The organism is Nonomuraea corallina (assembly GCF_027620315.1).
In the GTDB taxonomy this organism is placed as follows: domain Bacteria; phylum Actinomycetota; class Actinomycetes; order Streptosporangiales; family Streptosporangiaceae; genus Nonomuraea; species Nonomuraea corallina.
The window spans coordinates 1-24808 of sequence record NZ_JAPNNL010000106.1 but is presented as its reverse complement, the minus strand read 5'-3'; the positions used below and the strand labels follow the sequence as shown (position 1 = coordinate 24808).

Below are 24808 nucleotides of genomic sequence, written 5' to 3'. Positions count from 1 at the left end.
CGCCCCCCCCCCCGGTTCTCCTGTTCTGAGCGGTCCGCCGGGTCGGGCACCATCGATGTCATGAGCTTCGTACCTCCCGGCACCGGATGGCCCGGCGACCCGGCGGACGCCGGCACCCCGGTCGCCCGCGATCCGGCCGGCGTGCGCGACCTCGCGGCGTCCAGCGGCACTCTGGCGGAGCTCACGGCCAGGCAGTCGGTCTGCCGGGCCTGCCCGCGCCTGGTGGCCTGGCGCGAGGAGGTGGCCGAGGTCAAGCGGCGGGCGTTCGCGGAGGAGACCTACTGGGGACGGCCCGTACCCGGCTGGGGCGAGGAGCGCCCGCGCGTGCTCGTCGTCGGCCTGGCGCCCGCCGCCCACGGCGGCAACCGGACCGGCCGGATCTTCACCGGCGACCGCAGCGGCGACTGGCTGTTCGCCTCGCTCCACCGCACCGGCCTGGCCGCGCGGGCGACCAGCACGCACGCCGGCGACGGGCAGAAGCTGATCGGGGCCAGGATGGTGGCGTCGGTGCGGTGCGCGCCTCCGGCGAACAAGCCGCTGCCCGAGGAGAAGGCCGCCTGCCATCCCTGGCTGGCCCGCGAGCTGACGCTGGTGGCGGCGGACGTCCGCGTCGTGGTCGCGCTCGGCGGCTACGCCTGGCAGGCGATGTGGCCCGCGCTCAAGGAGGCCGGCTACGCCCTGCCGCGCAGCCGGCCGCCGTTCGGCCACGGTGTCGAGCTGACGGTCTCGTACGGGGGAGCGCCCGTCACACTGCTCGGCTGCTACCACCCGAGCCAGCAGAACACGTTCACCGGCAGGGTCACCGCCGAGATGCTCGACGCGGTCTTCCTGAGGGCGGGCGAGCTGGCGGTGTGACGCATCCCATCACGCCGGGATTGGCGCCATGGGGGACCTTGGACGTAAGCTTGTGAAAGCTTTCACAAGCATCCATGAGGGATGGGGCCCCCAGGTGAACCAGCACATTCTGATCGTCGGCGGTGGATACGTCGGCCTCTACACGGCGCTGCGCCTGCAGCGCGGGCTGCGCCGGGAGCTGCGCGACGGCTCCGTGAGCATCACGATCATCGACCCCCAGTCCTACATGACCTACCAGCCCTTCCTGCCTGAGGCCGCGGCGGGCAACCTCTCGCCCCGGCACATGGTCGCCCCGCTCCGGCGGGTGCTGCCCAAGGTGCGGATACTCAACGGCCGCGTCACCAAGGTCGACCACGCGGCCCGCAGCGTCACCTTCCAGCCGCCCGAGGGCGAGCCCCGGGAGATCGGCTACGACGTGGTGGTCATGGCCGCAGGCTCCATCTCCCGTACGCTCCCGATCCCCGGGCTCACCGACATCGGCATCGGCTTCAAGACCGTGGGCGAGGCCATCGCGCTGCGCAACCGGGTGCTCCACCTGCTCGACGTGGCCGAGTCGACCGACGACCCCGAGGTGCGGCGCAGGGCGCTGACCTTCGTGGTCGTGGGCGCGGGCTTCGCCGGCGTGGAGGCCCTGGCCGAGCTGGAGGACATGGCCAAGGACTCCACCCGCTACTACCGCAACATCAAGCCGTCCGACGTGCGCTGGGTGCTCGTCGAGGCGTCCGACCGGGTGCTGCCCGAGGTCGGGCCCGAGATGGGCAAGTGGACGCTGGAGCAGCTGCGCGAGCGCGGCATCGACGTCCGGCTGGAGACCCGGCTGGAGTCCTGCGAGGGCGGCCACGTGGTGCTGTCGGACGGCACCGCGTTCGACGCCGAGACCCTCGTGTGGACCGCGGGCGTCAAGCCCAGCCCGATCGTCAACGCCAGCGACCTGCCGCTCGACGAGCGCGGCCGGGTCAGGGCCGAGGCCACCCTCGCCGTCGTGGACTCTCCCGGCGCCTTCGCCGCGGGCGACGCGGCGGCGGTGCCGGACCTGACGAACCCGGGCGAGTTCTGCGCCCCCAACGCCCAGCACGCGGTCCGCCAGGCCAAGGTGCTCGGCGACAACATCATCCGCTACCTGCGCGGCCAGGAACTGGCCGAATACCGACACAAGTATGTCGGATCGGTCGCCGGTCTCGGCCTGCACCAAGGTGTGGCCAACGTCTACGGCATCAAGCTTCGCGGATTCCCTGCGTGGTTCATGCACCGCACTTACCATCTGTCGCGGGTGCCGACGCTGAACCGCAAGGTCCGCGTCGTCGTCGACTGGACCCTGGCTCTCTTCTTCAAGCGGGAGACCATCTCCCTGGGCGAGATGGAACACCCGCGGGAGGGCTTCAGGGCCGCGGTGGCGACGACGCGTCACTGAGCCGCGACCAGAACCGCTGATCCCGGATCGGCAAGCGCCCCGGCGAGCGCCGGGGCGTTCCGGCGCCCGAAGTCGATGGGGAGGGGATAGCGGGTGGGGCTGTCAGCGGTGACCGTGCTGGGCGTGGACCGGCCGGGAGTGATCGCCGCGGTCACCGGGTCGCTGGCCGGCTGCGGGGCCAACATCCAGGATTCCACGATGACGCTGCTCGGCGGGCACGTCGCCATGATGCTGCTGGTCAAGGGCGACCTGAGCGCCGACGAGCTGGCCAAGCACCTGATCGCGCCGGACCTGGTGGTGACCGCCGCGGCCGTCGCGGCGCGCCGGGACTTCCGCCGCAGGGAGAACGGCCTCGGGTACGTGCTCACCGTGCACGGCCCCGACCGTCCGGGGATCATCTCCGGCATCAGCAGCGTGCTCGCCGCCGACGGCGGCAACATCACCGGGATGAGCACCCGGCTCTCCGGCCGTCTGTACGTGCTCATCGCCGACGTCGAGATCCCGGAGAAGGCGGACGTGGCCGACCTGATGCGCCGGCTCGCCGCCGTGGGCGCCGGGTTAGACTCCGAGATCACCTTCCGCCCGGTCGAGCCCGACCTGCTGTGACGGCTCCGCGGTGACGGAGCCCGACCTCACGGGCCCGGTGCCGGGTCACGTGCGGGGGACGCCCCGGCCGGTGCTGCCCGCGCCCCATCCGGTCCTGTCGTCGCCGGCCGAGCAGGTCGACCCCACCGCCCCGGCGGTCGTGACCGCGGCGGCCGATCTGCTCGCCACCCTCCGCCGCCGGCCCGCCATGATCGGGCTGGCGGCGCCGCAGATCGGCCTGAGCTGGCGTCTGATCGCCTTCGACGCCCGCCGCCACCCCCGGGCACGGTCCTGGGCCGGGGAGCTCGTCGTCGTCAATCCTCGCCTCATGCGGGCCGCCCGGTGGGGCGGCGGGCGCGAGGGCTGCGCCTCGGTCGCGGACCTCGTCGCCGATGTGCGGCGTGCAACGCATATCACCGTACGTGGGCGTTTGCCAGGAACCGGAGAGCCAGTCACCATCGAAGCTGACGCATTCGAAGCAAGGTGTATTCAGCACCAACTGGACCATCTGGACGGCATACTCTTCCTGGACAGAGTGTCCGGAGCACTATCACTTCACCGCAGACTTCACAGTTGTGGCGGGTGATGCGAAGTTGTGCCCACCGGATGCATGGTCCGTTTCGTATGATTGCGGCGCCCCCGTAGCCCAATGGCAGAGGCAAACCCCTTAAAAGGGTTGCGGTGCGGGTTCGAATCCCGCCGGGGGCACCTGCTCTCTACCACGGGAAATACGCCGAATTTCAGCTTTACAACGACGGGAACTTCCCCGGGGGCACGTACGTTGATCCCCGTGCTGGAGTCTCGAAGCTACATAGATGTGAGCGCTGGTTGACCTAGGTGCCGTCCGGTCCCATAGGCTCGGCGCAGGAGGCAGCGATGCAGAGCAAGAACCCCGTATTCAGTAGGTCGCAGTCGGCGGGCTGGGGCAGCCAGACCCCGACTCCACAGCAGTTGCAGAACATGTACGACTCCCCGTCGTACGCCCCGCCGGCGCAGCCCGCCTACCGCACGATGACCATCGACGACGTGGTGGTCCGCGGCTTCATGACGCTGGGCACGCTGGTCGTGGCGGCGGCCGCGTCCTGGTACCTCGACGTGCCCATGATCGTGGCCATCGGCTCCGCCATCGTGGCCCTGGTCCTCGGCCTGATCGCCTCGTTCACGATGAGCACCAACCCGGCGCTCATCCTGAGCTACGCCGCCTTCCAGGGCGTTTTCCTCGGCGCCGTGAGCAGCGTGTTCGACGCGCAGATCAACGGCATCGTGGTCCAGGCGGTGCTCGCCACGGCCATGGCGTTCGCCGGCACACTCGCCGTCTACACGCTGCGGATCATCCGCGTCACCCCCAAGCTGGTCAAGTACGTGGTCGCCGCGGCGGTCGCGGCCCTCGGCCTGGTCCTGGTCAACCTGATCGCCGGCTTCTTCGTCGAGGGCGGCCTGGGCCTGCGCGACGGCGGCCCGCTGGCCATCGTCTTCAGCGTGGCCATGATCCTGCTGGGCTGCTTCTTCCTGCTCCTCGACTTCGACTCGGTCGAGCAGGGCGTCAAGCAGGGCGCCCCGGAGAAGTTCGCCTGGCAGTGCGCCTTCGGTCTCACCCTGAGCCTGGTCTGGATCTACATCGAGATGCTCCGGCTCATCAGCTACTTCACCAGTAGCGACTGACGCCACCGGCATGTGAGGGCCTCGCCGTTTCGGCGGGGCCCTCTCTTTGTGCGACCGGAAATCTACCTGCCGTGACAAAAGGATCGCTCTCTGGGGTCTTGCCATTCGGCAAGTGGTGTTGCAGTGTCAAGCAAAGGACCTTAATCCGTGGAGGTGCCCATGTCCTTGAACCACTCACCGGAGACGCAGACGAAGCTGATCGCAAGGGTCCCGGCCATCACGGGACGCGAACTCCCCGAGTGGTTCCAAGCCATCGACAACGGCCCGGCCTTCCTGAGGTGCGCCGAGCGGGCCAACTGGCTTGCCGACGAGCACGGGCTCACACACGGCTACGCCGCCGCGATCGTTCACGAGCACGAGCGGTTCCGCCGTAACCGCATGGGCTTCATCTAGAGCCCCACCGCCTCACCTGCGCCCGTGCCGCGGCACGGGCGCAGCCATGATCCGGGGCGAACGACGGCACGGCGACCTCCTCCACGACGCCGGCCGTAGAATGATCTCCCTATGGATCTGGACAGAGCGCGGGACTTCCTCGCCCGCAACCACCGAGCCGTCCTGCTGACCCGGCGCGCCGACGGGCGGCCGCAGATGTCACCGGTCACCGTCGGCGTCGACGCCGAGGGCCGCGCCGTCATCAGCTCGCGGGAGACGGCGGTCAAGGTGCGCAACGCGCGTCGCGACCCGGACGTCGCCCTGTGCGTCTTCACCGACGCGTTCTTCGGCGAGTGGATCCAGGTCGAGGGCACGGCCGAGATCATCTCCCTGCCGGAGGCCATGGACCAGCTGGTGTCCTACTACCGCGACATCTCCGGCGAGCATCCCGACTGGGACGAATACCGCGAGGTCATGGTCCGCGACCAGCGGGTGATCATGCGCATCACGCCGCGGCGGGCCGGGCCGGACTTCCACGGCTGAGCCCGGCCCGTCCGCTCAGGCGGTCGGCTCTCAGCTCAGCCGCTCCAGGAGCAGCGCCATGCCCTGGCCGCCGCCCACGCACATGGTCTCCAGGCCGATCGTCTTGTCGTGGTGCTGGAGGCTGTTGATCAGCGTCGAGGTGATGCGGGCGCCCGTCATGCCGAACGGGTGCCCGACCGCGATCGCGCCGCCGTTCACGTTCAGCCGGTCGAGGTCGATGCCGAGCTCGCGGTAGGACGGGATGACCTGGGCGGCGAACGCCTCGTTGATCTCGACCAGGTCGACGTCCTCGATCGCCATGCCGGCGCGGGCGAGGGCCTGCCGGCTCGCCTCGACCGGGCCCAGGCCCATGATCTCCGGAGACAGGCCGGAGACCCCGGTGGAGACGATCCTGGCCAGCGGGGTGATGCCGAGCTCCGCCGCCTTCGTGTCGCTCATCACGACCACCGCGGCCGCGCCGTCGTTCAGCGCGCAGCAGTTGCCCGCCGTCACCGTGCCGTCGGGCCGGAAGACCGGCTGCAGGGCCGAGACCTTCTCGTAGGTGGTGCCGGCGCGCGGGCCGTCGTCCTTGCTGACCACGGTGCCGTCGGGCAGCGTCACCGGCGTGATGTCCTTCTGCCAGAACCCGTCGGCCAGCGCCTTCTCGGCGAGGTTCTGCGACCGTACGCCGAACTCGTCCTGCTCCTGGCGGCTGACGCCCTTGAGCTGGGCGACGTTCTCGGCGGTCTGGCCCATGGCGATGTAGACGTCGGGCACCTGGTCGTCCTCGCGCGGGTCGTGCCAGGTCTTGCCGCCCTCGGCATAGGACTTGGTCCTGGCCCCGGCCTCGCCGAAGATCGGGTTCATGGTGTCGGGCAGCGAGTCGGAGTTGCCCTTGGCGAACCGGGAGACGGCCTCGACACCGGCGGAGACGAACACGTCGCCCTCACCGGCCTTGATCGCGTGGAAGGCCATCCGGGTGGTCTGGAGCGAGGAGGAGCAGTAGCGGGTGACGGTGGTGCCGGGCACGTCGTCCAGGCCCAGCATCACCGCGACCACGCGGCCCATGTTGTAGCCCTGCTCACCGCCCGGCAGGCCGCAGCCGAGCATGATGTCGTCGATGGAGCGCGGGTCCAGCTCGGGCACCTTGGCCAGGGCCGCCTGGATCATCTGGACGGTCATATCATCGGGGCGCAGCTCCTTGAGCGACCCCTTGAAGGCCCGCCCGATGGGCGAGCGGGCGGTAGCGACGATGACAGCCTCGGGCATGGCCCCTCCTTTGTCGGCACAGTATTAGAACTATATTCCAATACTCGTCCGACGCCACGACCCGCCCCCCGCCGTTCGCGGGAAAGACTCTCGGACGGGAGGGGGCCGGCGAGGACGGCAGCCCGCCGGACCCCCTCCCGTGAGCCGCCCGCCGGGCGCCCCCTGAAGGCGCCGCGGCGAGCGGTGTGCCGGGCCGATCCCCTGGAACCCGGCCTTTCTTCGGGAAGGTCAGCCGTACATCCCCGGAATGGACGCGGTGCCGTCCTGGACGGCGTGGACGGCGCCCTTCTCGTCACGCCAGAGGCGCCAGCCGTCCTGGCTTCCGGTGAACCAGGAGGGCGGGGCGGACGCCGCCTGGACGCGTTTGCCCGTCGCCAGGTCGTACTCGCACACGGCGGCGATCGAGTAGAAGCCCGGCGCCTGCCCGCGCAGCGGCAGCGGCTTGGGGTCGGTCACGCAGAAGGACCACCCGCGCTGCTCCTCGACGGCCACCGGCTTGCCGCTGACCAGGTCGAAGGCGGCGCCCTTCTGGTCGTGCTTGAGGAACCCGAGCTTGTCCATCCGGCCGGGGAACGCCAGCCACCATCCCGAGCCCGGCACGTCGGCCGCGGTGATCTGGCCGATCACGCGCCCGTTGCCGGCGTCGAGCCGGGCGAACCCGCCGTAGCCGCCGCGCTGGTCGACCGGCCGCACCACGGGGGCGTGGCCGGGGCTGCCGCTGGGGTAGACGCGCACCACCGAGGGTCGCATCCAGTTCACCGAACCGTCGGTGATCTTGATGGAGAACAGGCCGAACGCCGAGGTCCGCTTCGTCTCCGGGTTGGTGTACGGGGCGACGTAGCCGATCAGGTCGTCACCGGTGGCGCCGAACGCCCAGCCGCCCGACAGGTCGATGCCCGGCCCCAGCGCCTGCTCGATCGGCTGCTGCCAGCGCAGTTTGCCGGTCTTGAGCTCGTACGACTCCAGCGTCGGGTTCTTGGCCAGCCGGAGCATCACGACCTGCTGGGAGTCGGACCACTCGACCTCGGCGAGGCCGGGCAGCTTCCACAGCTGCGCGCCGGTGGCCGGGTCGAGGACGACCACGCGGGCCGAGGACAGCGCGGTGTGCTCGGACAGGCACAGGTAGGGGCCGCAGCGCTGCGGGCCGAACGTCGAGTGGACCGGCCTGGTCCACTTCTGCCCGCCGGTGCGGGCGTCGCGGGCGATGACCGCGGCGTTCCAGCGGCCCTTCTTGGCCGGGTCGAGCGCGGCGACGACCGCCGAGCCGTCCGCCGTCTCGACCGCGGCGGGGGCGGAGACGCCCATGCCGGGCAGGCGGCCCGCCATCGTGGCGGGGTGGGCCCAGAGCTTCGTGCCGTCGGACAGGCTGAGCGCGACGGTCTCCAGGGTGCCGTCGGGCTTCATGGAGGTGGTGGTGACCACCCCGCCGGCCGCGGACATCCGGCTGACCGCGTTGACGCCGGAGTTGTGCCAGGTCGGGTAGTCGCTGGTGGCGGCGTCGCTGCCGGAACAGCCGGCCAGGGTCAGGGTTCCGGCGAGGGCGAGGGTGAAGGGCCGGAGCACGGGCAAATCCCTCCAAAGGGACGGCGAGTGACGGCTCCGGCTCGGAGGGTGACCGGGTCTAGGCGTCGTTGAGCTGCCCCCCGAGCCGACGACGGCGGAACAACACCGCCCACCTGCCGTGGGCGCCGGTTGACCGACCGTCGACCTGAGTGGCTGACACCTGGGTGCCGGGCTCCTCCGCGGCCGTCGCCGCCGCAAGGTAGATCGGTTGCAGTCCTTCGCCGGGCTCGGGTCGTGGTTCGGGCCACAGCCCCAGCGCGGCGCATACAGAAGGTAGCACCGCGTAAGCGGACTGTGCGTAACCTCGGTCAGATGGATGGAAACGATCCGGTCCGAACATCTCGCCCGGGTTTGCGTGGAATTCCTGGCCCAGCAGGCCGGCGAACGCCACCGTACGGCCGCCCGCCTCGACCACCGCGACCGTCTGCGCGGCGGCGATCTGGCGGCTCCAGCGGCGCGCCACCCAGCGCAGCGGCTGCGCGATCGGCCGGACCGTGCCCAGGTCGGGACAGGTCCCCACGACCACCTCCGCGCCCGCCTCGCGCAGCCGGCGCACCGCCTTGACCAGGTGGCGCACGGCGGTGGCGGGCGGCGTCCTGGTGATGACGTCGTTGGCGCCCACGAAGATCACGGCGACGTCCGGAGCCATCGGCAGCGCCGCGTCCACCTGCTCGCCCAGCTCCGCGGACGGAGCGCCGGACTTGCCCACCACCCGCAGCTCCACCGGCCGCTCGGCCACGGCGGCGAGCCCGTAGGCGATCAGCACGCCGGGGGTCTTGCCCGGGTCGGTCATGCCCAGCCCGACAGAGGTGGAGTCGCCCAGCATGGCCATCCTGATCGGCGGACCCGGATAGTCGCCGTAGACGCCGTCGGACGGCGGCCCGTCCATGCCGTGCGGGGTGCCGATCGTGCGGCGGGCCAGCAGTCCTTCGGCGATCAGCAGCCCGTAGGCGGTGGCTCCGAGCGCGGTGAGCCCGCCCCCGCCGAGCGCCGCCGCCGCCGCGATCCTGCGCGCGGCCCGCGCCGCGCCCGCTGCCCACACCACTGCGTTGTCCCCCCATCCGACCTCGGCGGTAGCGTTTGGGTTGAAAGTAGCCGAGTGCCCGCCACCCTCACGGGTTCCCGGCCACGGATCGGCTGATCAAGCTTCGGCAAAGAAGGTGAACACCTCGGTGCGCGTACATGATTCCCTGGTCGAGCTCATAGGCAACACGCCGCTCGTCCGCCTGCACAAGGTCTCGACAGGGCTGCCCGCCCAGGTCCTCGCCAAGGTCGAGTACTTCAACCCGGGCGGTTCGGTGAAGGACCGCATCGCGGTCCGCATGGTCGAGGCGGCCGAGGCCGCCGGCAGGCTCAGGCCCGGCGGCGTCATCGTCGAGCCGACGTCCGGCAACACCGGCGTGGGCCTGGCCATCGTCGCCCAGCAGAAGGGCTACCGCTGCCTGTTCGTGGTGCCGGACAAGGTGGCGCAGGACAAGATCGCGGTGCTGCGGGCGTACGGGGCGGAGGTCGTGGTCTGCCCGACCGCGGTCGCCCCCGACCACCCCGAGTCCTACTACTCGGTGTCCGACCGGCTGGCCCGCGAGATCCCGAACGCCTGGAAGCCCGATCAGTACTCCAACGTCGACAACCCCGAGTCCCACTACCACTCCACCGGCCCGGAGCTGTGGGAGCAGACCGAGGGGCGGATCACCCACTTCGTGGCCGGCATCGGCACCGGCGGCACGATCAGCGGCACCGGCCGCTACCTCAAGGAGGTCTCCGGCGGCCGGGTGAAGGTCATCGGGGCCGACCCCGAGGGGTCCGTCTACTCCGGCGGCTCCGGCCGCCCCTACCTGGTGGAAGGCGTCGGCGAGGACATCTGGCCCGACACCTACGACACCGGCATCTGCGACCAGATCATCGCGGTGTCCGACAAGGACTCCTTCACCATGACCCGCAGGCTGGCCCGCGAGGAAGGGCTGCTCGTCGGCGGCTCGTGCGGGATGGCCGTGGTGGCGGCGCTGCAGGTGGCGGCCGCGGCGGGGCCCGACGACGTGGTCGTGGTGCTGCTGCCCGACGGCGGCCGCGGCTACCTGTCCAAGATCTTCAACGACGACTGGATGGCCGACTACGGCTTCCTCACCAGCTCCTCCGAGGAGGAGCTGGTGCGTGACGTGCTGGCCCGCAAGGGCGAGGGGCTGCCCAAGTTCGTGCACGCCCACCCGCACGAGTCCGTCGGCACGGCGATCTCCATCATGCGCGAGTACTCGGTCTCCCAGCTCCCGGTCATGAAGGAGGAGCCGCCGGTCATGGCCGCCGAGGTGGTGGGCTCGATCGTGGAGCGCGACCTGCTGGAGGCGCTCTACCGGGGCAAGCTCTCCTCGGAGGACCCGATCGGCGACCACATGTCGTCACCGCTGCCCATGATCGGCAGCGGCGAGCCGGTCTCGCGGGCCGTGGAGGCGCTGGAGAAGGCCGACGCCGCCGTGGTGCTGGAGGACGGCAAGCCCGCCGGCCTCCTCACCCGGCAGGACCTGCTCGCCTTCCTGGCGAACCACTAGGGTTTCCTGATCGACTCGACCACGGTGCCGATACCCTCGTCGCCGCGCCCCTCGGCGTCGGCTCTGGCGAACAGCCGGTGCAGGGCCTCCGGAACCGTGGTCTCCAGCCCGGCGGCGCGCAGCGTCTCCACCACGTGGCCCATGCCGACCGCCTGCATGTGCAGGCTGTTCTCGTCGCCCGGGTAGACGCCCGAGCCGAGCTCCTCGCCGAGGATCTTGATGTAGCCCATCGGGCCGTCGGAGGCCAGGTCGGCGTGGAGCTCCCGGACGAACGGCACCAGCGCGTCCGGCCGCACCCCCGCCGTCCCCAGCAGCGCGGCGGCGTACATGAAGCTCGTCAGCGACGACCAGAAGACGAACAGCTGGGCCTGGTAGAACATCATCGCCAGCCCGGGGTCCTCGCCCACGTACGTCACCGCCGACAGCGCCTCCAGCGTGCCCGCGTGCCGGTCGAGCGCCTCCTTGGGGCCGCTGTAGAACGTGTACGCGCCCGGCTGCCCGATCCCCGGCGGCGGCACCATGATGCCGGCGGTGATGAGCGTGCCGCCCCGCTCCGCCACCCACCGCGCCGCCTCCCGCAGCTCGGCGGGGGTGCCGGAGCTCAGGTTGACCACGGTCCTGCCGTCCAGCCTCGCCTCGCCGAGGCTGTCGTACATCGCCTGATAGCTGATCTGGCTGATCACCAGCAGCTCGCCCGTCACCGGCTCGGCCGCGCGCCTGGCGCCCTCGGCCACCAGCGGGTCCGCCTTGCTCGCGGTGCGGTTCCACACCGTCACGTCGTGGCCCGCCGCCAGGAACGTCCGGGCCATCGCCGATCCCATCGGCCCCAGGCCGATCACTGTCACATCGCTCATGGATCCACCCTGGGACGGGCCGCTTCGGAAATCCTTACGGTCCGCCACGGGTTGACCATGACGTGACGAGGATCGGGGTGCTGGGGCCGCTGGAGGTGCGCTCGGGAGGCGACGCGCCGCTGAGGGTGCCCGACCGCAAGGTCCGCCTGCTGCTGGCGGCCCTGGTGGCGCGGGGCGGCGGCCCGGTGCCGGTGGACCGCCTGATCGACGACCTGTGGGGCGATCGGCCGCCGCGCGACCCGGCCGGCACCCTCCAGGCCCGCGTCTCCCAGCTCCGCCGCGCCCTGGGCGCGCCGTCGCTGGTGGTCCACGGGCCTGCCGGTTACCGCCTGGACGGGGTGACGGTGGACGCGGACCTCTTCCTCGCCCGGCTCGCCGCTCCGGCCGAGGGTGAGCGGGAGCGCGCCGGACGCCTCGCGGAGGCCCTCGCGCTGTGGCGCGGGCCCGCGTACGCCGACTTCGCCGACGAGGCGTTCGCCCGCCCCGAGATCACCCGGCTGGACGAGCGGCGGCTGGCCGCGCTGGAGGAGCTGGCCGAGCTGCGGCTGGTCCTCGGCGAGCCGGTCGACCTGGCCGCCCTCGTGGCCGAGCACCCGCTGCGCGAACGCCTCACCGCCCTGCACATGCGGGCGCTGTACCGGGACGGCCGGCAGGGCGAGGCCCTCGCGGTCTTCGCGGCCCTGCGCGAACGGCTCGCCGGCGAACTGGGCGTCGACCCCGCCCCCGAGGTGCGCGACCTGCACCGTGCCATCCTCCGCCAGGAACCCGGCCTTCTCGGGCGTCCGGCGCGCGACCGCCAGGACGTCACGGCGGGCAACCTGCCCGCGCCCGTCGCGGGACTGATCGGCAGGGACCGCGAGGTCGCCGAGTTACGCGCCCTGTTGGCGCAGAGGCGGCTGGTGACGCTGGCCGGGCCCGGCGGGGTGGGCAAGACCAGGCTGGCCGTCGAGGTGGCGCGCGGCCTGACCGGGACGGAGGCGTACCCGGGCGGCGTGTGGCTGGTCGAGCTGATCGGCGCCGGGGACGTGGCCGAGGCGGTGGCGGGCGTGCTCGGCGTACGGGACGACGGGTCGGGGCCGCTGCTGCCCCGGCTGACCCGCGCGCTGGCGGCGCGGCGCGCGCTGCTGGTCCTCGACAACTGCGAGCACCTGGTGGACCGGGCGGCCGGGGTCGTCTCCGCGCTGCTCCGGGCCGTTCCGGGACTGACCGTGCTGGTCACCGGCCAGGAGCCGCTCGGGGTCAGGGGCGAGCACGTCAAGGTGCTGCCGCCGCTGGGGGAGGACGCGGCGGTGCGGCTGTTCACCGACCGGGCGGGGATCGAGCCGGGCCCGGTCGTGGCCGCCATCTGCCGGCGGCTCGACGGCATCCCGCTGGCGCTGGAGCTGGCCGCGACCCGGGTGCGGGCGCTCGGGGTCGAGGAGCTGGCCGCGCGCCTCGACGACCGGTTCCGGCTGCTGAGCGCGGGCGCCCGGGACGCGCCCGCCCGGCAGCGGACGCTGCGGGCGATGATCGACTGGAGCTGGGGGCTGCTGTCCGAGCCCGAGCGGACCGTGCTGCGCCGGCTCGCCGCGCACGCCGACGGGTGCACGCTGGAGGCGGCCGAGGAGGTCAGCGCGGAGCCGGGCGTGGACGTGCTGGACGTGCTGGCACGGCTCGTGCAGCGGTCGCTGGTCACCCCGGGGCCGCGCCACCGGCTGCTGGAGTCGGTGGCCGCCTACTGCGCCGAGCGGCTGCGGGAGGCGGGTGAGGACGAGGCGATCAGGGAGCGGCACGCGCGCCACTACGCCCGGCTCGCCGAGCGGGCCGAGCTGCGCGGGCCGGGGCAGCGGGCCTGGCTGGAACGGCTGGACCAGGAGAGCGCCAACCTGCGGCGCGCGCTCGCCGGGCCGCAGCCGCTGCGTCTGGCCAACGCGCTGGCATGGTACTGGTTCCTGCGCGGCCGGCTGGGGGAGGCCCGCCGCTCGCTGACGGCGGCCCTCGCCTCGTCCCGTGCCGCCGGGGACCGGCACGAGCGGGCGCGGGCGGCCGTGTGGCTGTCCGGGATCACGCTGGCGATCGGAGAGCCCGCCACGCCCGTCCCGTACGAGGACCTGGACGCGGCCGGGCGGGCGCTGGCCGACTGGTTCCCCACGCACGTGCGCTGGGCCTACGGGGACCTCGCCGCGCACGAGGAGGCGGCGGGCCGCGCGCTGCGGGCGTTCGAGGAGCTGGGCGACCGGTGGGGTGTCGCCGCGGCGCTGTCGCTGCGGTCCAAGCTGGCCGAGCGGCGCGGTGGCCTGGCGGAGATGCGCCGCGACGCCGAGCGGAGTCTGGCGATCTTCCGTGAGCTGGGCGACGGGTGGGGGCGGATCGAGGCGATGGACGCCCTGGACCGGCTGGCCGAGATGCGCGGCGACTACGCCGAGGCCGAGCGGCTCCGGCACGAGGCCCTCGAACTGGCCGGGGAACTGGGCTTCGAGGTCTCGTTCCGGCTGTCGGCCGTCGGGCGGATCGCGCTGCTGACCGGGGACCACGCCCGCGCCGACGACTACCACGAGCGGGCCCGCAGGCTGGCGGTCGAGCAGTCGTACAAGTCGGCCGAGGAGCACGCCGAGCTGGGCCTGGCCATGAGCGCCCGGCGGCAGGGCCGCTACGAGCGTGCCGAGGAGCTGCTGCTGCGGTGGCTGGACTGGCTGAGCGAGGTGCGGGGCACGTCGGGCACCGCCTTCTTCCTGGCGGAGCTGGGCTTCGCCGCCGAGCAGCGGGGCGACGCGGAGACGGCGCTGGCGCGGCACCGGGCGGGCTACGACGCCGCTCTCGGCGATCCCCGGGCTGAGGCGCTCGCCCTGGAGGGCCTGGCGGGGGCGTACTCGCTGGCGGGTGACGCCGAGCGGGCCGCGAGGCTCCTGGGGCGGGCGGCGGCGCTCCGCGCGGCGGTCGGCACCCCGCTCCAGGACGGCGAGCGCCACGACGTCGCCCGGATCACGGCCAGAGCGCTCACCGCCCTCGGCGAGGAGGCGTTCTCCCGGGCGCACGCGTCAGGGGAAAGGGAACTCGGCGATGACCTCCCAGGCGCCTTCCGGGGTGGGGCCGGCGTGCAGGCGGCCGCCGAGGGCCTCGACCCGCTCGGCCATGCCCACCAGGCCGAAGCCGCCGCCCAGGCGGGCCAGCCGGGGGTCGGCGGGTGAGCCGTGGTCGCGCACCCGCAGCACCACCGCCGCGTCGTGACGCCGCAGGTCCGCCTCCACCCACGCGCTGCGCGGGGCGTGTTTGCGGATGTTGGTGAGGGCCTCCTGGAGCACCCGGTGCAGGGTGGTGAGCACCTCGGGCGGCAGGGTCCCGTCACCGAGGCCGGAGCCGATCTCGAACGCCACTTTGGGCCCCTCCGCCGAGAACCGCTCGGTGAGCAGCCGCAGGTCCGCCAGCGAGCTGCCGGGCGTGCGGGCCGCCTCTTCCGCGCGGAGCACCGTCACCATGCGGCGCATGGCGGTCAGCGCGTCGCCGCCCGCCGTGGCGATGGCGTCCAGCGCGGGCAGGACCGCCTCGGGCTTGGCCGCGGCGACCGTGCGCGCCGCCTGCGCCTGCACGACGATGCCGGTGATGTGGTGGGCCACCAGGTCGTGCAGCTCCCTGGCCAGCTCCAGCCGTTCGGCGCGCCGTACGGAGCGCACGGCCTCGTCGCGGCGCTCCTGCTGGAAGCGGAGGTAGCCGCCCACGCCCGCGATCGACGACCAGCCCGCGAACAGCAGGAACGAGAAGACCAGCGCCTCCTCGGAGGAGGCCCGCGCGATGGACTCGGCCATGAGCACGATCAGCCCGGCGACGGTCAGCATCGCCGCGTCCTTGACCGGCTCGACGTGACGCAGCACGCCCAGGATGAGGACCAGCAGCACGCCCGTCTCGGCGGCCCCCGGCACGCCGGTGGTCCCGCTCGCCCCCATGAGGAGCGACACGGCGAACGACAGGCAGAGCATGACCGCGTACGTCTCGACCCGGGGACGGCGGCGGCGCAGGACGACCGCGACGACGCCGGCCACGCCGCAGGCGAACACGAGCCACTGGAGGCCGCCTTGGCCGATGGCGACGGCGAGGTCGGCCAGGAGCAGCATGCCGAGCCAGCCCAGCATGGCGAGCTCGCTCAGCCGCCGGATCCAGTAGACGACGCGCTTGGATTCCCCCACGCCACGAGAGTAGGCCGCAAGTCGGATATGTCGTATCCACCGTTCGGCCGAGTGGCGGCCCCGTGGATGGGCGGTTCAGCCGAGGCGGCGCGGCGCCCCGCCACCCGATCCTGGATGTGCCGAGAAGGGGGCGAACGACATGGTGATGATCGGATTCGTGCTGCTGGGCGCCGGGCTGCTCGTCGGGATGCTGCTGGCGCTGACCGACCCCGTGCTGCTCTCATGGGTCAACGGCGCGACCGGCGGGGGACGGGAGCGCGGGCCGGGTCCATTACCGTGGCGGTATGAGCAACGGTTTCGAAACCCTGGCGATCCACGCTGGTCAGGACCCAGACCCGGTGACCGGCGCGGTGGTGCCGCCGATCTACGCCACGTCCACCTACAAGCAGGACGGCGTGGGCGGCCTGCGGGGTGGCTATGAATACAGCCGGTCGGCCAACCCGACCAGGACCGCCCTGGAGGAGGCGCTGGCCGCGGTGGAGGGCGGGGTGCGCGGGCTCGCGTTCGCCTCCGGCCTGGCGGCCGAGGACGCCCTCCTGCGCGCGGTGTGCAGGCCGCAGGACCACGTGATCATCCCGAACGACGCGTACGGCGGCACCTACCGGCTGTTCGCCAAGGTCTACGAGCGGTGGGACCTGCACTTCGACCCGGTGCCGCTCGGCGACCTGGACGCGGTGGCCGCGGCGATGACCCAGAAGACGAAGGTCGTCTGGGTGGAGACGCCGACCAACCCGCTGCTCGGCGTCAACGACATCGCGGCGCTGGCCCAGCTCGCCCACGACAACGGGGCGCTGCTGGTGGTCGACAACACCTTCGCCTCGCCGTACCTCCAGCAGCCGATCGCGCTCGGCGCCGACGTGGTCGTGCACTCCACGACCAAGTACGTCGGCGGCCACTCCGACGTGGTGGGCGGCGCGCTGGTGGCCGCCGACCGGGGGCTGGGCGAGGAGCTGGCCTACCACCAGAACGCGATGGGCGCGGTGGCCGGGCCGTTCGACGCCTGGCTGACGCTGCGCGGGCTCAAGACGCTCGGGGTGCGCATGGACCGCCACTGCGACAACGCCGAGCGGGTCGTCGACCTGCTGCTGGCGCACCCGCGGGTGACCCAGGTGCTCTACCCCGGGCTCGCCGAGCACCCCGGCCACGAGACCGCGGCCAAGCAGATGCGGCGCTTCGGCGGCATGGTGTCGTTCCGGGTGGCCGGCGGTGCCGAGGAGGCCGTCGCGGTGTGCGGCCGCACCGAGCTGTTCACGCTGGGGGAGTCGCTCGGCGGCGTCGAGTCGCTCATCGAGCACCCGGGACGGATGACGCACGCCTCGGCGGCCGGCTCCCCGCTGGAGGTGCCGGACGATCTGGTGCGCCTGTCGGTGGGCATCGAGACGGTCGACGACCTGCTCGCCGACCTCACCAAGGCGCTCGGCTGACGGTCAGAAGACGACCATCAGGACCAGGATCACCAGCCAGATCAGGGCCAGCAGGCCGCCGATGGCGGTGATCCTGGCCTTCTGGACCTGCGCGTCGTCTGTGGTGTCGGCGCTGTCCAGGGCCTTCACCGCGGCGTGCAGGTCGCGGTCGATGATGAACAGCAGCACGATCCCGACGAGGAACAACGTCATCGACGCGGACATGTACCACTGGCCGAGCAGCCCGCCGCCGAGCACGATGCCCAGGATCAGGCCGAAGACGAAGACGCCCAGCGACGCGAAGCCGTAGATCCGGATGGTGCGCGCGACGTTGCGCAGCACCGGCACGTTCTTGGCCCGGATGGCGCGGGGCGCGGTCATCATGGCGGCGGTCAGCGCGCCGAGAGTGAAGATCGCGAAGCCGATGTGCAGCAGAAGAAACAGGGTCGACATGCGGGAGAGACTAGTCCCCGGCGATCTCGGCAGGGCACTCGACACTCTCTTTGCCCCCGGGGGAGCAGCGCATGGTCAGCTCGGTAGTGGTGACGGCGACGATCATCAGCAGGATCAGAACAATCATGGCCAACATAAGATTCCCTCTCTTCCCATAAAGGGCGGGAATATCACCCGTAATGACTAGATGAGGGGGACGTGCCATCCGGTCGTCACAGGTAGGGTTGTTGACCGCTGCTTTTTTCTTACTCTCAGGGCACAAGGGGGTGCCGTCCGTGGCCATCAGGCATGTCGAGCCGTATTCGGACGAGTGGCTTCACCAGCCGAGCCGCTATGTGAGCCGGGTCGTCGACGAGCTCGGAGCCGAGGTCGCCGGATGGTGGGAAGGTCCCTGCGAGCCGCGCGAGGCCACGATCCGGCTCGCCGACAGCTTGGGGCTGGTGTGGGACGAGGAGAGCGGGTGGCGACTGGGCCGCTTCGTCTCCGGCGAGGCGGGCCGCCGCACCGAGCTGACCGGAGTCCGCTATCTCGGCGGCGGGCTGGTCCCGCGGCCGGAGCGGGTGCCGGCGGCGCTCGCCGACGCCCGCGCCGGGCTCGGCTCCAGCACCGCCTGGCGGCCCTGCTACCGCTCGCACCGCAACTGCCGCGACGGCTTCGACGTGGCGCTCGACTACTACACGGCTAGTGCCGGCGGGTCCGGCGCACTTTCAGGAAGTCGCTGACGACGTACTCGCCCAGCCGGTCGGCGCTGGGGGAGAAGACACGCCCGCCGTTGCGGCGGGCCACCTCGTCGACGAAGTCCTTGAGCCGCTCGTCGCCCGCCAGCATGAACACGTTGATCGTGGCCCGGCGCCGGGTCATCTTGTCGACCTCGGCCAGGGTCAGCTCCAGCGTCTCCGGCGACGGCGGCCACTCGAAGGCCGAGTGACCGTTGCGCAGCAGGTGGGCGGTCGGCTCCCCGTCGGTGACGACGAGCACCACCGGCTCGAAGTCGGGGTGGCGGTCCAGGTGGCGGCCCGCGATGAGCAGCGCGTGGTGCAGGTTCGTGCCCTGCACCATGTCCCAGTCGAGGCCCGCCAGCTCGTCCGGCTGCAGCACCCTCGCGTAGTTGGAGAACCCGATGATCTGCACGGCGTCCTGCGGGAACTTGGACGCCACCAGCGCCTGCAGGGCGAGCGCGGTCTGTTTGGCCGCCGCCCACGTGCCGCGCAGCGCCATCGAGTACGACAGGTCGACCAGCAGGCAGACGGCCGCGGCGGTGCGCCGCTCGGTCTCGGCCACCTCGAAGTCGTCCACCGACAGCGCGACGGACGGGCTGCCGCCGGCGGTGCGCAGGCCGCCCGCGCGCACGCCGTTGACCAGCGTGCGCACCACGTCGATCGGCTGCTCGTCGCCGAACCGCCAGGGCCGTGACGAGCCGGTCAGCTCACCGGCCGAGCCGGCGTCGTGCTGGTCGTGGTCGCCGCGCCGGCCGGCGTCCAGCGAGGCGAACACCCGGCGCAGCGCGGTCTCGCCGAGCCGGCGCACCGCCTTGGGCGTCAGCTCCAGCTTGCCGCGGCGGCGCAGCAGGTAGCCCTGCTCCTCCAGCTCCCGTTCGACGCGCTTGAGCGCTTCCAGGTCGTCGACCGCCGAGCGGCCCATGGCGCGCCGGATCGCGGCCTCGTCGATGTCGTCCAGCCGCGCCCCCGGGTAGTCCTGGCGCAGCGCCGACTCCAGCCGGCTCAGGTCGGCCAGCTCCTCCAGGGCGGTGACGGCGTCGCCCATGCCCAGCGGCTCGTCCCCGGTCATCCGCTCGGTGGAGTCCCACGCCAGGTCGGGGCGCCGGGCGCGCAGCGCCTCGCCGAGCCGGCGCATCTGCTCCGACAGACCGGCCTGGTCGAGGGTCTGGGTCATCAGGTTGCCCAGTTCCTCGCGCTGGCGCGGGGTCAGCGAGGCCAGCATGCGCTGCGTGGCCGCGGCGCGGCGGGCCAGGACGTCGACCAGCTCGGCGAGGTCGCGCGGCTTCTCCGGGAACAGGTCGCCGTACTCGGCCATGAAGGCGTCGAAGTCCGCCTGGGTGTGCTCGCCCCTGGCGTCCTTGTCCAGCATGTCGTTGAGGTCCGTCATCATCCGGCGGACCCGTTCCATGGCCTCCGGGTCGGGGTTGGCCAGCGCGTCGCGCAGCCCTCTGAACTGGCTGTCGAGCACCTCGCGCCGCAGCAGGTCGCGCAGCTCCTCGAAGGTCCGGCGGGCCGCCTCCGAGCGCCACTCGTACGAGCTCAGCTGCTGGATGGCGTCGGCCGTGTCGTCCGGCAGCGAGTCGAGCTCGGCCTCGCGCGCCCTGGCCTCGTCGGAGGGGTCGGGGAACAGCTCGGCCCGCTCCTGGCCGACGGCCTTGTCCAGGAGCGCCCTGGCCCGCTCCAGCGTGCCGTCGAGCCGGCCGCCCTCGCGCAGCTCGCGGCGGCGGCGCCGCACCTCGCGCAGCATGTCGTCCAGGCCGCGGCGGTCGCCGGCCCCGGGCAGGCCCCGCTTGAGCAGGTCGCGCAGCGCGTGCACCGGGGTCGAGCCGGACAGGATGGCGTCGCCCATCTCGTCCAGCGCCGCCCGCACGTCGTACGGCGGCGCGAGGGGATCAGGGCCGTCGTGGTACTCGCCATAGCGGTAGGCCATCACCCATCCAAGCTAACTCGCACCGGGATGCCCGTCATGTCCGGTAGACGGTGACGCCGTCGAGGTCGTCCTTCGAGAGCCGGCGCATGAGGTAGAGGCCCTCCAGCGCGAACTCCAGCGCGGCGGCCGCGTGACCGGGCGACTCCTCGCCCGCCCCCATCCCCAGCCGAGACATGATCCTGGCCAGGCCCTGGACCGGCCCGATGCGGCGCAGCAGCTCTCCGGCGGGGACCAGCTCGCCCGACTCCACCTGGTTGCCCTCGGCGAACCTGTCGGTCAGCGGCGACAGGTCCATGCCCCCGAGACGGCTCCTGAAGGTCTCGGCGACGGCCCGGCGCAGCAGGTGGGCCAGGATCTCGGTCTCCCTGCCCTCCTCGCTGACCTCGAACTCCACCTTGCCGCGCAGGCTGTGGACGACCGGGGCCAGGTCGCACACCCGGGCCACCGGCTGCTCCTCGCCGGCCAGCGCGGCCCTGCGGACGGCCGAGGCCGCGGCGGTCTCCGCGGCCGCGATCGAGAACCGGGCGGACACGCCCGACCGGGTGTCCACGGCCGTGGACTCTCGGACCAGACGGGTGAAGCGGGCGATGGCCTCGATCAGGTGCTCGGGGACGTCCGCCCCGATGTCCGGGGTGGACTCCTGGCGGATGAGCGTCAGCTCGTCCTCGACCGACGTCGGGTAGTGGGTGCGGATCTCGGCGCCGAAGCGGTCCTTCAGCGGGGTGATGATCCGGCCCCGGTTGGTGTAGTCCTCGGGGTTGGCGCTGGCGATGAGCAGGATGTCCAGCGGCAGCCGCAGGTTGTAGCCGCGCACCTGGACGTCGCGCTCCTCCAGCACGTTGAGCAGCGACACCTGGATGCGCTCGGCGAGGTCGGGCAGCTCGTTGACGGAGAACACGCCGCGGTTGGTGCGCGGCACCAGGCCGTAGTGGACGGTCTCCGGGTCGCCGAGCCGGCGGCCCTCCGCGATCTTGATCGGGTCGATGTCACCGATGAGGTCGCCGACGGAGGTGTCGGGGGTGGCGAGCTTCTCGCCGTAGCGCTCGTCCCGGTGCCTGTGGGCCACCGGCAGCTCGTCGCCGAGCTCGTCGGCCAGGGCCCGGCAGCGTCCGCAGACCGGCGCGTACGGGTGGTCGTTGATCTCGCACCCCTCGACGACCGGGGTCCACTCGTCGAGGAGGCCGACGACGGTGCGGATCAGCCGGGTCTTGCCCTGGCCGCGCTCACCGAGCAGGACCAGGTCGTGACCGGCGAGCAACGCCCGTTCGAGGTGGGGCAGGACAGTGTCGTCGAAGCCCACGATGCCCGGGAAACGGGGCTCGCCCGCCCTGAGCTTGGCCAGCAGGTTTTCGCGGACCTCGGCTTTGACGGTGCGATGAACGTGGCCGTTCTCTCGCAACTCGCGCAGATTACGAGGCAGATGCACGGGATCGAGACTACGTTGCCTGGAGGGAAAGCGGCAGAGAGTTTCGCATCTGGCGGAGATATCGGATCTCGACCATTACGTCACGTTTCGTATGCGTGCTCGCCCCTTTAGTGGGGAGAATCGGGCCTAGGGTAGTTGGACCAGGAGAGGGAGGCGAGACGCGTGGCAGTGATGACGAGCCGCTTCGCCGACGGCCTCGCCGTGGACTCCGACCTGGTGGGGGCCGCGGAGAGGGCCGTGAACCAGGCCCTGTCACGGCTCAGCGGGCAGGCCGACCTGGTCTGCTTCTTCATCTGCGGTGACGATCCCGACGACGTGGCGCGGGCCGGCGAGCGCGCGATGCGGATGGCGCCCGGAGCGCACGTGATCGGGTGCAGCGCCACCGGAGTGATCGGCGGCGACACCGGGGTGGAGCTGACCCCGTCCGTGAGCGCCTGGGCGGCCACCCTCGAAGGGGCCGAGCTGACCACGTTCGCGCTGGAGACGCTCACCGCCGAGGACCGGTTCGTGGTCGTCGGCCTGCCCGAGCGCAGCCCCGACGACCACGTGGCGATCCTCCTGGCGGACCCGTACTCGTTCCCCGCCGACGCGTTCGTCGAGCGCTCCGTGGACGTGCTGGGTGACCTGCCCCTGGTCGGCGGGCTGGCCAACGGGGTGCAGGGACGGGGATCGGTACGGCTCTTCGCCGACGGCGAGATCTACACCGAGGGCGCCATCGGCGTCCTGATCAGCGGGTCCGTCAACGTGACCACCGTGGTCAGCCAGGGCTGCCGCCCGATCGGGCCCACCATGGTCGTCACCCGCGCCGAGGAGAACCTGCTCCTGGAGCTGGCCGGGCAGCCGGCGCTGTCGCGGCTGGAGGACATCGTCACCGACCTGGACGAGGACGACCGCGAGCTGGTCGCCGCCGGGCTCCAGATCGGGCTGGCCATGGACGAGTACGCCGAGCGGCACGAACGCGGCGACTTCCTGATCCGCGGCGTGATCGGCATCGACCCCGAGCGCGAGGCCGTGGCCGTCGGCGACATCGTGGAGGTCGGCCGTACCGTGCGCTTCCAGGTGCGCGACGCGGCCACCGCCGACGAGGACCTCTACGACATGCTCGACGCGCACCGGCAGGAGCTGGGCCGGGTCGACGGGGCGCTGCTGTTCTCCTGCAACGGGCGCGGCTCGGCCATGTTCGGCAGCGCCGACCACGATCCGCTGGCGCTGCGCGACACGCTCGGGCCCATCGGCGTGGCGGGCTTCTTCGCGGCCGGCGAGGTCGGTCCGGTGGGCGGGCACAACCACGTGCACGGATTCACCGCGTCGGTGCTGGTCTTCTCCTCGGCCGACACGTGATCCTGGCCGTCGACGTCGGCGGCACCAAGCTGGCGGCGGCCCGGGTCTCCCCGGACGGCGCGATCGTGGCGGCCAGGCGAGCGGCCACGCCCCAGGACGCCGGCGCCGAGACGCTCTGGCAGGCGCTGTGCGACCTGATCGACCCGCTCTCCGGCGGGATCACCGGCGGGATCACCGGCGTGGGCGCCGGGTGCGGCGGGCCCATGGCGTGGCCCTCCGGAGTGGTCTCGCCGCTCAACATCCCCGGCTGGCGCGGCTTCCCGCTGCGCGCCCGGCTCGCCGAGCGGTTCCCCGGCGTGCCGGTACGGGTCCACAACGACGCCATCTGCCTGGCGGTGGCCGAACACTGGCGCGGCGCCGGGCGGGGGGTGGCCGACATGCTGGGCATGGTGGTCTCGACCGGCGTCGGCGGCGGGCTCATCCTCGGCGGGCGGCTGGTCGACGGCGGCACCGGCAACGCCGGCCACATCGGGCACGTGGTGGTGGAGCCGGACGGCGGCCCGCCGTGCGGCTGCGGCGGCCACGGCTGCCTGGAAGCGGTCGCCCGCGGCCCCGCCCTGACCGCCTGGGCCCTCGCCCACGGCTGGACCCCGCACCGCCCGGGTGCGTCCTCAGGCGGGCCCGGGACGACCGCGGAGGGCCGGGGTGCGCCTCCGGGCGGGGTGGGGGCGGCGGGGGAGCGTGCGCCTTCTGAGGGGTTCGCGGTCGGTGGGGACTATCGGGAGGAGCGGGCCGTCACCGGGCGGATGCTGGCGGCGGACGCGCTGGCCGGGGACCCGGTGGCCGTGGCCGCCATGCGCCGGGCGGGCCGGGCGCTCGGGATCGCCCTCGCCTCCGCCACCCACCTGTGCGACCTGGAACTGGTCACCATCGGCGGCGGCCTCTCCCAGGCCGGGGAGCCGCTGTTCGGCCCGCTGGAGGAGGCGCTGAGGGAGCATGCCCGGATGGGGTTCGCCCGCCGCCTGCGGGTGGCGCCGGCCTCGCTCGGCCAGGAGGCGGGCCTGATCGGCGCGGCCGCACTCGTCCTCGCGGGCGACACGTACGGAGAAATCCCTCTGTAACGCTCCAGTCCTCCCCGTCCAAGCAGGGGTGTGGACCGACGAAGGGAGCGGAGCCGGTGCCTCGCAAGCGGCCGGAGTTCGCCACCGATCCGGTGGCGTTCGAGGCCTTCTACCGGCGGCACGTCGAGGCGGTCACCCGTTTCTTCGCCCGCCGCGTCGACGACCCGCACACGGTCGCCGATCTGGTGGCCGAGGTGTTCGTGGCGGTGCTCGACTCGGCGCACACCTACCGGTCCGACCTGGGAACGGAGCTGGGCTGGCTGTACGGGGTAGCGCGGAACACGCTGTCGGCCGAGAGGCGCCGGGTGTTCAGGCAATCGCGGCTGGCCGACCGGGTGGGCGGGCAGCGGCTGCTCGACGCGGACGACGTGGCGCGGCTGGAAGAGCGCATCGACGCCGAGAGCGACGCACGGCGGGTATTCGAGGCGCTGGCCGGACTGCCCGACGGCGAGCGGGCCGTGCTGGAGCTGGTGGTCGTCGACCAGCTCACGGCGGCGGAGGCCGCGCGGGTCCTCGGCATCCGGCAGGGGACCGCCAGGGTCAGGCTGCACCGGGCCCGGCAGGCGCTCCAGGCCGTGCCCTTCGTCATGGGAGGAACGACCGGATGAGTTTCGAGGAGAGACTACTCATGGAGCTGAAGACCGAGATGGCCGCGCGTGCGGCCGGGCGTCGCCGGACC

The 24808-nt window shown here is 72.4% G+C and carries 21 protein-coding genes, 1 tRNA gene and 1 pseudogene; 15 read left to right on the top strand and 8 right to left on the bottom strand.

Annotated elements, in window-relative coordinates; translation table 11 throughout:
- Positions 1-60: 60 nt before the first annotated feature.
- The 8 genes from OUY22_RS23745 (at position 61) to OUY22_RS23710 (ending at position 5428) form a co-directional block, all read left to right on the top strand.
- Positions 61-855 (top strand): uracil-DNA glycosylase, encoded by a 795-nt coding sequence (locus OUY22_RS23745; protein WP_270157313.1) that lies wholly within the window; start codon positions 61-63, stop codon positions 853-855.
- A 94-nt stretch (positions 856-949) separates the two neighbouring features.
- Positions 950-2266, top strand: coding sequence for an NAD(P)/FAD-dependent oxidoreductase (locus tag OUY22_RS23740; protein WP_270157312.1), 1317 nt, complete (start codon positions 950-952; stop codon positions 2264-2266).
- A gap of 93 nt (positions 2267-2359) precedes the next feature.
- Entirely contained in the window at positions 2360-2872 is a 513-nt protein-coding gene (locus tag OUY22_RS23735; RefSeq protein ID WP_270157311.1) for a glycine cleavage system protein R, read from the top strand.
- A 70-nt stretch (positions 2873-2942) separates the two neighbouring features.
- Positions 2943-3437 (top strand): peptide deformylase, encoded by a 495-nt coding sequence (locus OUY22_RS23730; protein ID WP_270157310.1) that lies wholly within the window; start codon positions 2943-2945, stop codon positions 3435-3437.
- Positions 3438-3486: 49 nt separating this feature from the next.
- Positions 3487-3559 (top strand) — tRNA-Leu (locus OUY22_RS23725).
- Positions 3560-3727: 168 nt separating this feature from the next.
- Complete coding sequence (locus OUY22_RS23720) at positions 3728-4513, top strand: Bax inhibitor-1/YccA family protein (RefSeq protein ID WP_270157309.1); 786 nt, start codon at positions 3728-3730, stop codon at positions 4511-4513.
- A 159-nt stretch (positions 4514-4672) separates the two neighbouring features.
- Positions 4673-4906: a DUF4287 domain-containing protein gene (locus tag OUY22_RS23715; RefSeq protein WP_270157308.1), complete on the top strand. Its 234-nt coding sequence runs from the start codon at positions 4673-4675 to the stop codon at positions 4904-4906.
- 111 nt (positions 4907-5017) lie between these two features.
- On the top strand, positions 5018-5428 hold the full coding sequence (locus OUY22_RS23710) for a PPOX class F420-dependent oxidoreductase (RefSeq protein ID WP_270157307.1): 411 nt from the start codon (positions 5018-5020) through the stop codon (positions 5426-5428).
- A gap of 30 nt (positions 5429-5458) precedes the next feature.
- On the opposite strand, the gene OUY22_RS23705 is transcribed toward OUY22_RS23710, so the two are convergent.
- The 3 genes from OUY22_RS23705 to OUY22_RS23695 all read right to left on the bottom strand — a co-directional run bounded on the left by OUY22_RS23705 (position 5459) and on the right by OUY22_RS23695 (position 9284).
- Positions 5459-6676 carry an acetyl-CoA C-acetyltransferase gene (locus OUY22_RS23705; RefSeq protein WP_270157306.1) on the bottom strand — a complete coding sequence of 406 codons (1218 nt, stop codon included), beginning with the start codon at positions 6674-6676 and terminating at the stop codon, positions 5459-5461.
- A gap of 228 nt (positions 6677-6904) precedes the next feature.
- Complete coding sequence (locus tag OUY22_RS23700) at positions 6905-8239, bottom strand: outer membrane protein assembly factor BamB family protein (protein ID WP_270157305.1); 1335 nt, start codon at positions 8237-8239, stop codon at positions 6905-6907.
- 58 nt (positions 8240-8297) lie between these two features.
- Positions 8298-9284, bottom strand: coding sequence for an SGNH/GDSL hydrolase family protein (locus OUY22_RS23695; protein WP_270157304.1), 987 nt, complete (start codon positions 9282-9284; stop codon positions 8298-8300).
- Between the two features lie 127 nt (positions 9285-9411).
- On the opposite strand from OUY22_RS23695, the gene OUY22_RS23690 reads away from it, so the two are divergent.
- On the top strand, positions 9412-10782 hold the full coding sequence (locus OUY22_RS23690) for a cystathionine beta-synthase (protein WP_270157303.1): 1371 nt from the start codon (positions 9412-9414) through the stop codon (positions 10780-10782).
- On the opposite strand, the gene OUY22_RS23685 is transcribed toward OUY22_RS23690, so the two are convergent.
- Positions 10779-11636: an NAD(P)-dependent oxidoreductase gene (locus OUY22_RS23685; protein WP_270157302.1), complete on the bottom strand. Its 858-nt coding sequence runs from the start codon at positions 11634-11636 to the stop codon at positions 10779-10781. The two genes, OUY22_RS23690 and OUY22_RS23685, sit on opposite strands and share 4 nt — an antisense overlap.
- Before the next feature lie 62 nt (positions 11637-11698).
- Here OUY22_RS23685 and OUY22_RS36795 point away from each other — a divergent pair, with 62 nt between their 5' ends.
- Positions 11699-14803 carry a BTAD domain-containing putative transcriptional regulator gene (locus OUY22_RS36795; RefSeq protein WP_333486770.1) on the top strand — a complete coding sequence of 1035 codons (3105 nt, stop codon included), beginning with the start codon at positions 11699-11701 and terminating at the stop codon, positions 14801-14803.
- Here OUY22_RS36795 and OUY22_RS36790 read toward each other — a convergent pair.
- Positions 14720-15418, bottom strand: a pseudogene (locus tag OUY22_RS36790) (sensor histidine kinase); the annotation flags it as partial. The gene OUY22_RS36795 and the pseudogene OUY22_RS36790 sit on opposite strands and share 84 nt — an antisense overlap.
- A 662-nt stretch (positions 15419-16080) precedes the next feature.
- Here OUY22_RS36790 and OUY22_RS23670 point away from each other — a divergent pair.
- The gene (locus OUY22_RS23670) at positions 16081-17220 is read left to right on the top strand and encodes a cystathionine gamma-synthase (RefSeq protein WP_270157300.1); all 1140 of its coding nucleotides are present in this window, start codon (positions 16081-16083) and stop codon (positions 17218-17220) included.
- Positions 17221-17223: 3 nt separating this feature from the next.
- On the opposite strand, the gene OUY22_RS23665 is transcribed toward OUY22_RS23670, so the two are convergent.
- Positions 17224-17652, bottom strand: a complete 429-nt coding sequence (locus tag OUY22_RS23665) for a hypothetical protein (protein ID WP_270157298.1) — start codon at positions 17650-17652, stop codon at positions 17224-17226.
- Between the two features lie 275 nt (positions 17653-17927).
- Here OUY22_RS23665 and OUY22_RS23660 point away from each other — a divergent pair, with 275 nt between their 5' ends.
- On the top strand, positions 17928-18374 hold the full coding sequence (locus tag OUY22_RS23660) for a DUF6292 family protein (RefSeq protein ID WP_270157297.1): 447 nt from the start codon (positions 17928-17930) through the stop codon (positions 18372-18374).
- Here the strand turns inward: OUY22_RS23660 and OUY22_RS23655 are convergent.
- Together OUY22_RS23655 and OUY22_RS23650 are read right to left on the bottom strand one after the other, a co-directional pair.
- Positions 18334-20301, bottom strand: a complete 1968-nt coding sequence (locus OUY22_RS23655) for a vWA domain-containing protein (RefSeq protein WP_270157296.1) — start codon at positions 20299-20301, stop codon at positions 18334-18336. The two genes, OUY22_RS23660 and OUY22_RS23655, sit on opposite strands and share 41 nt — an antisense overlap.
- Positions 20302-20335: 34 nt before the next feature.
- The gene (locus OUY22_RS23650; protein ID WP_270157295.1) at positions 20336-21727 is read right to left on the bottom strand and encodes a sigma 54-interacting transcriptional regulator; all 1392 of its coding nucleotides are present in this window, start codon (positions 21725-21727) and stop codon (positions 20336-20338) included.
- 171 nt (positions 21728-21898) lie between these two features.
- Here OUY22_RS23650 and OUY22_RS23645 point away from each other — a divergent pair, with 171 nt between their 5' ends.
- From OUY22_RS23645 to OUY22_RS23635, 3 genes are read left to right on the top strand one after another with little or no spacing between them, the layout of a single operon-like run.
- Positions 21899-23068 carry an FIST signal transduction protein gene (locus tag OUY22_RS23645; protein WP_270157315.1) on the top strand — a complete coding sequence of 390 codons (1170 nt, stop codon included), beginning with the start codon at positions 21899-21901 and terminating at the stop codon, positions 23066-23068.
- Positions 23065-24129 (top strand): ROK family protein, encoded by a 1065-nt coding sequence (locus tag OUY22_RS23640; protein ID WP_270157294.1) that lies wholly within the window; start codon positions 23065-23067, stop codon positions 24127-24129. The genes OUY22_RS23645 and OUY22_RS23640 overlap by 4 nt, the downstream gene beginning before the upstream one ends.
- A 56-nt stretch (positions 24130-24185) precedes the next feature.
- A complete protein-coding gene (locus OUY22_RS23635) occupies positions 24186-24737 on the top strand; it encodes an RNA polymerase sigma factor (RefSeq protein WP_270157292.1) in 552 nt (183 codons plus the stop codon).
- The last annotated feature ends 71 nt before the right edge of the window (positions 24738-24808 follow it).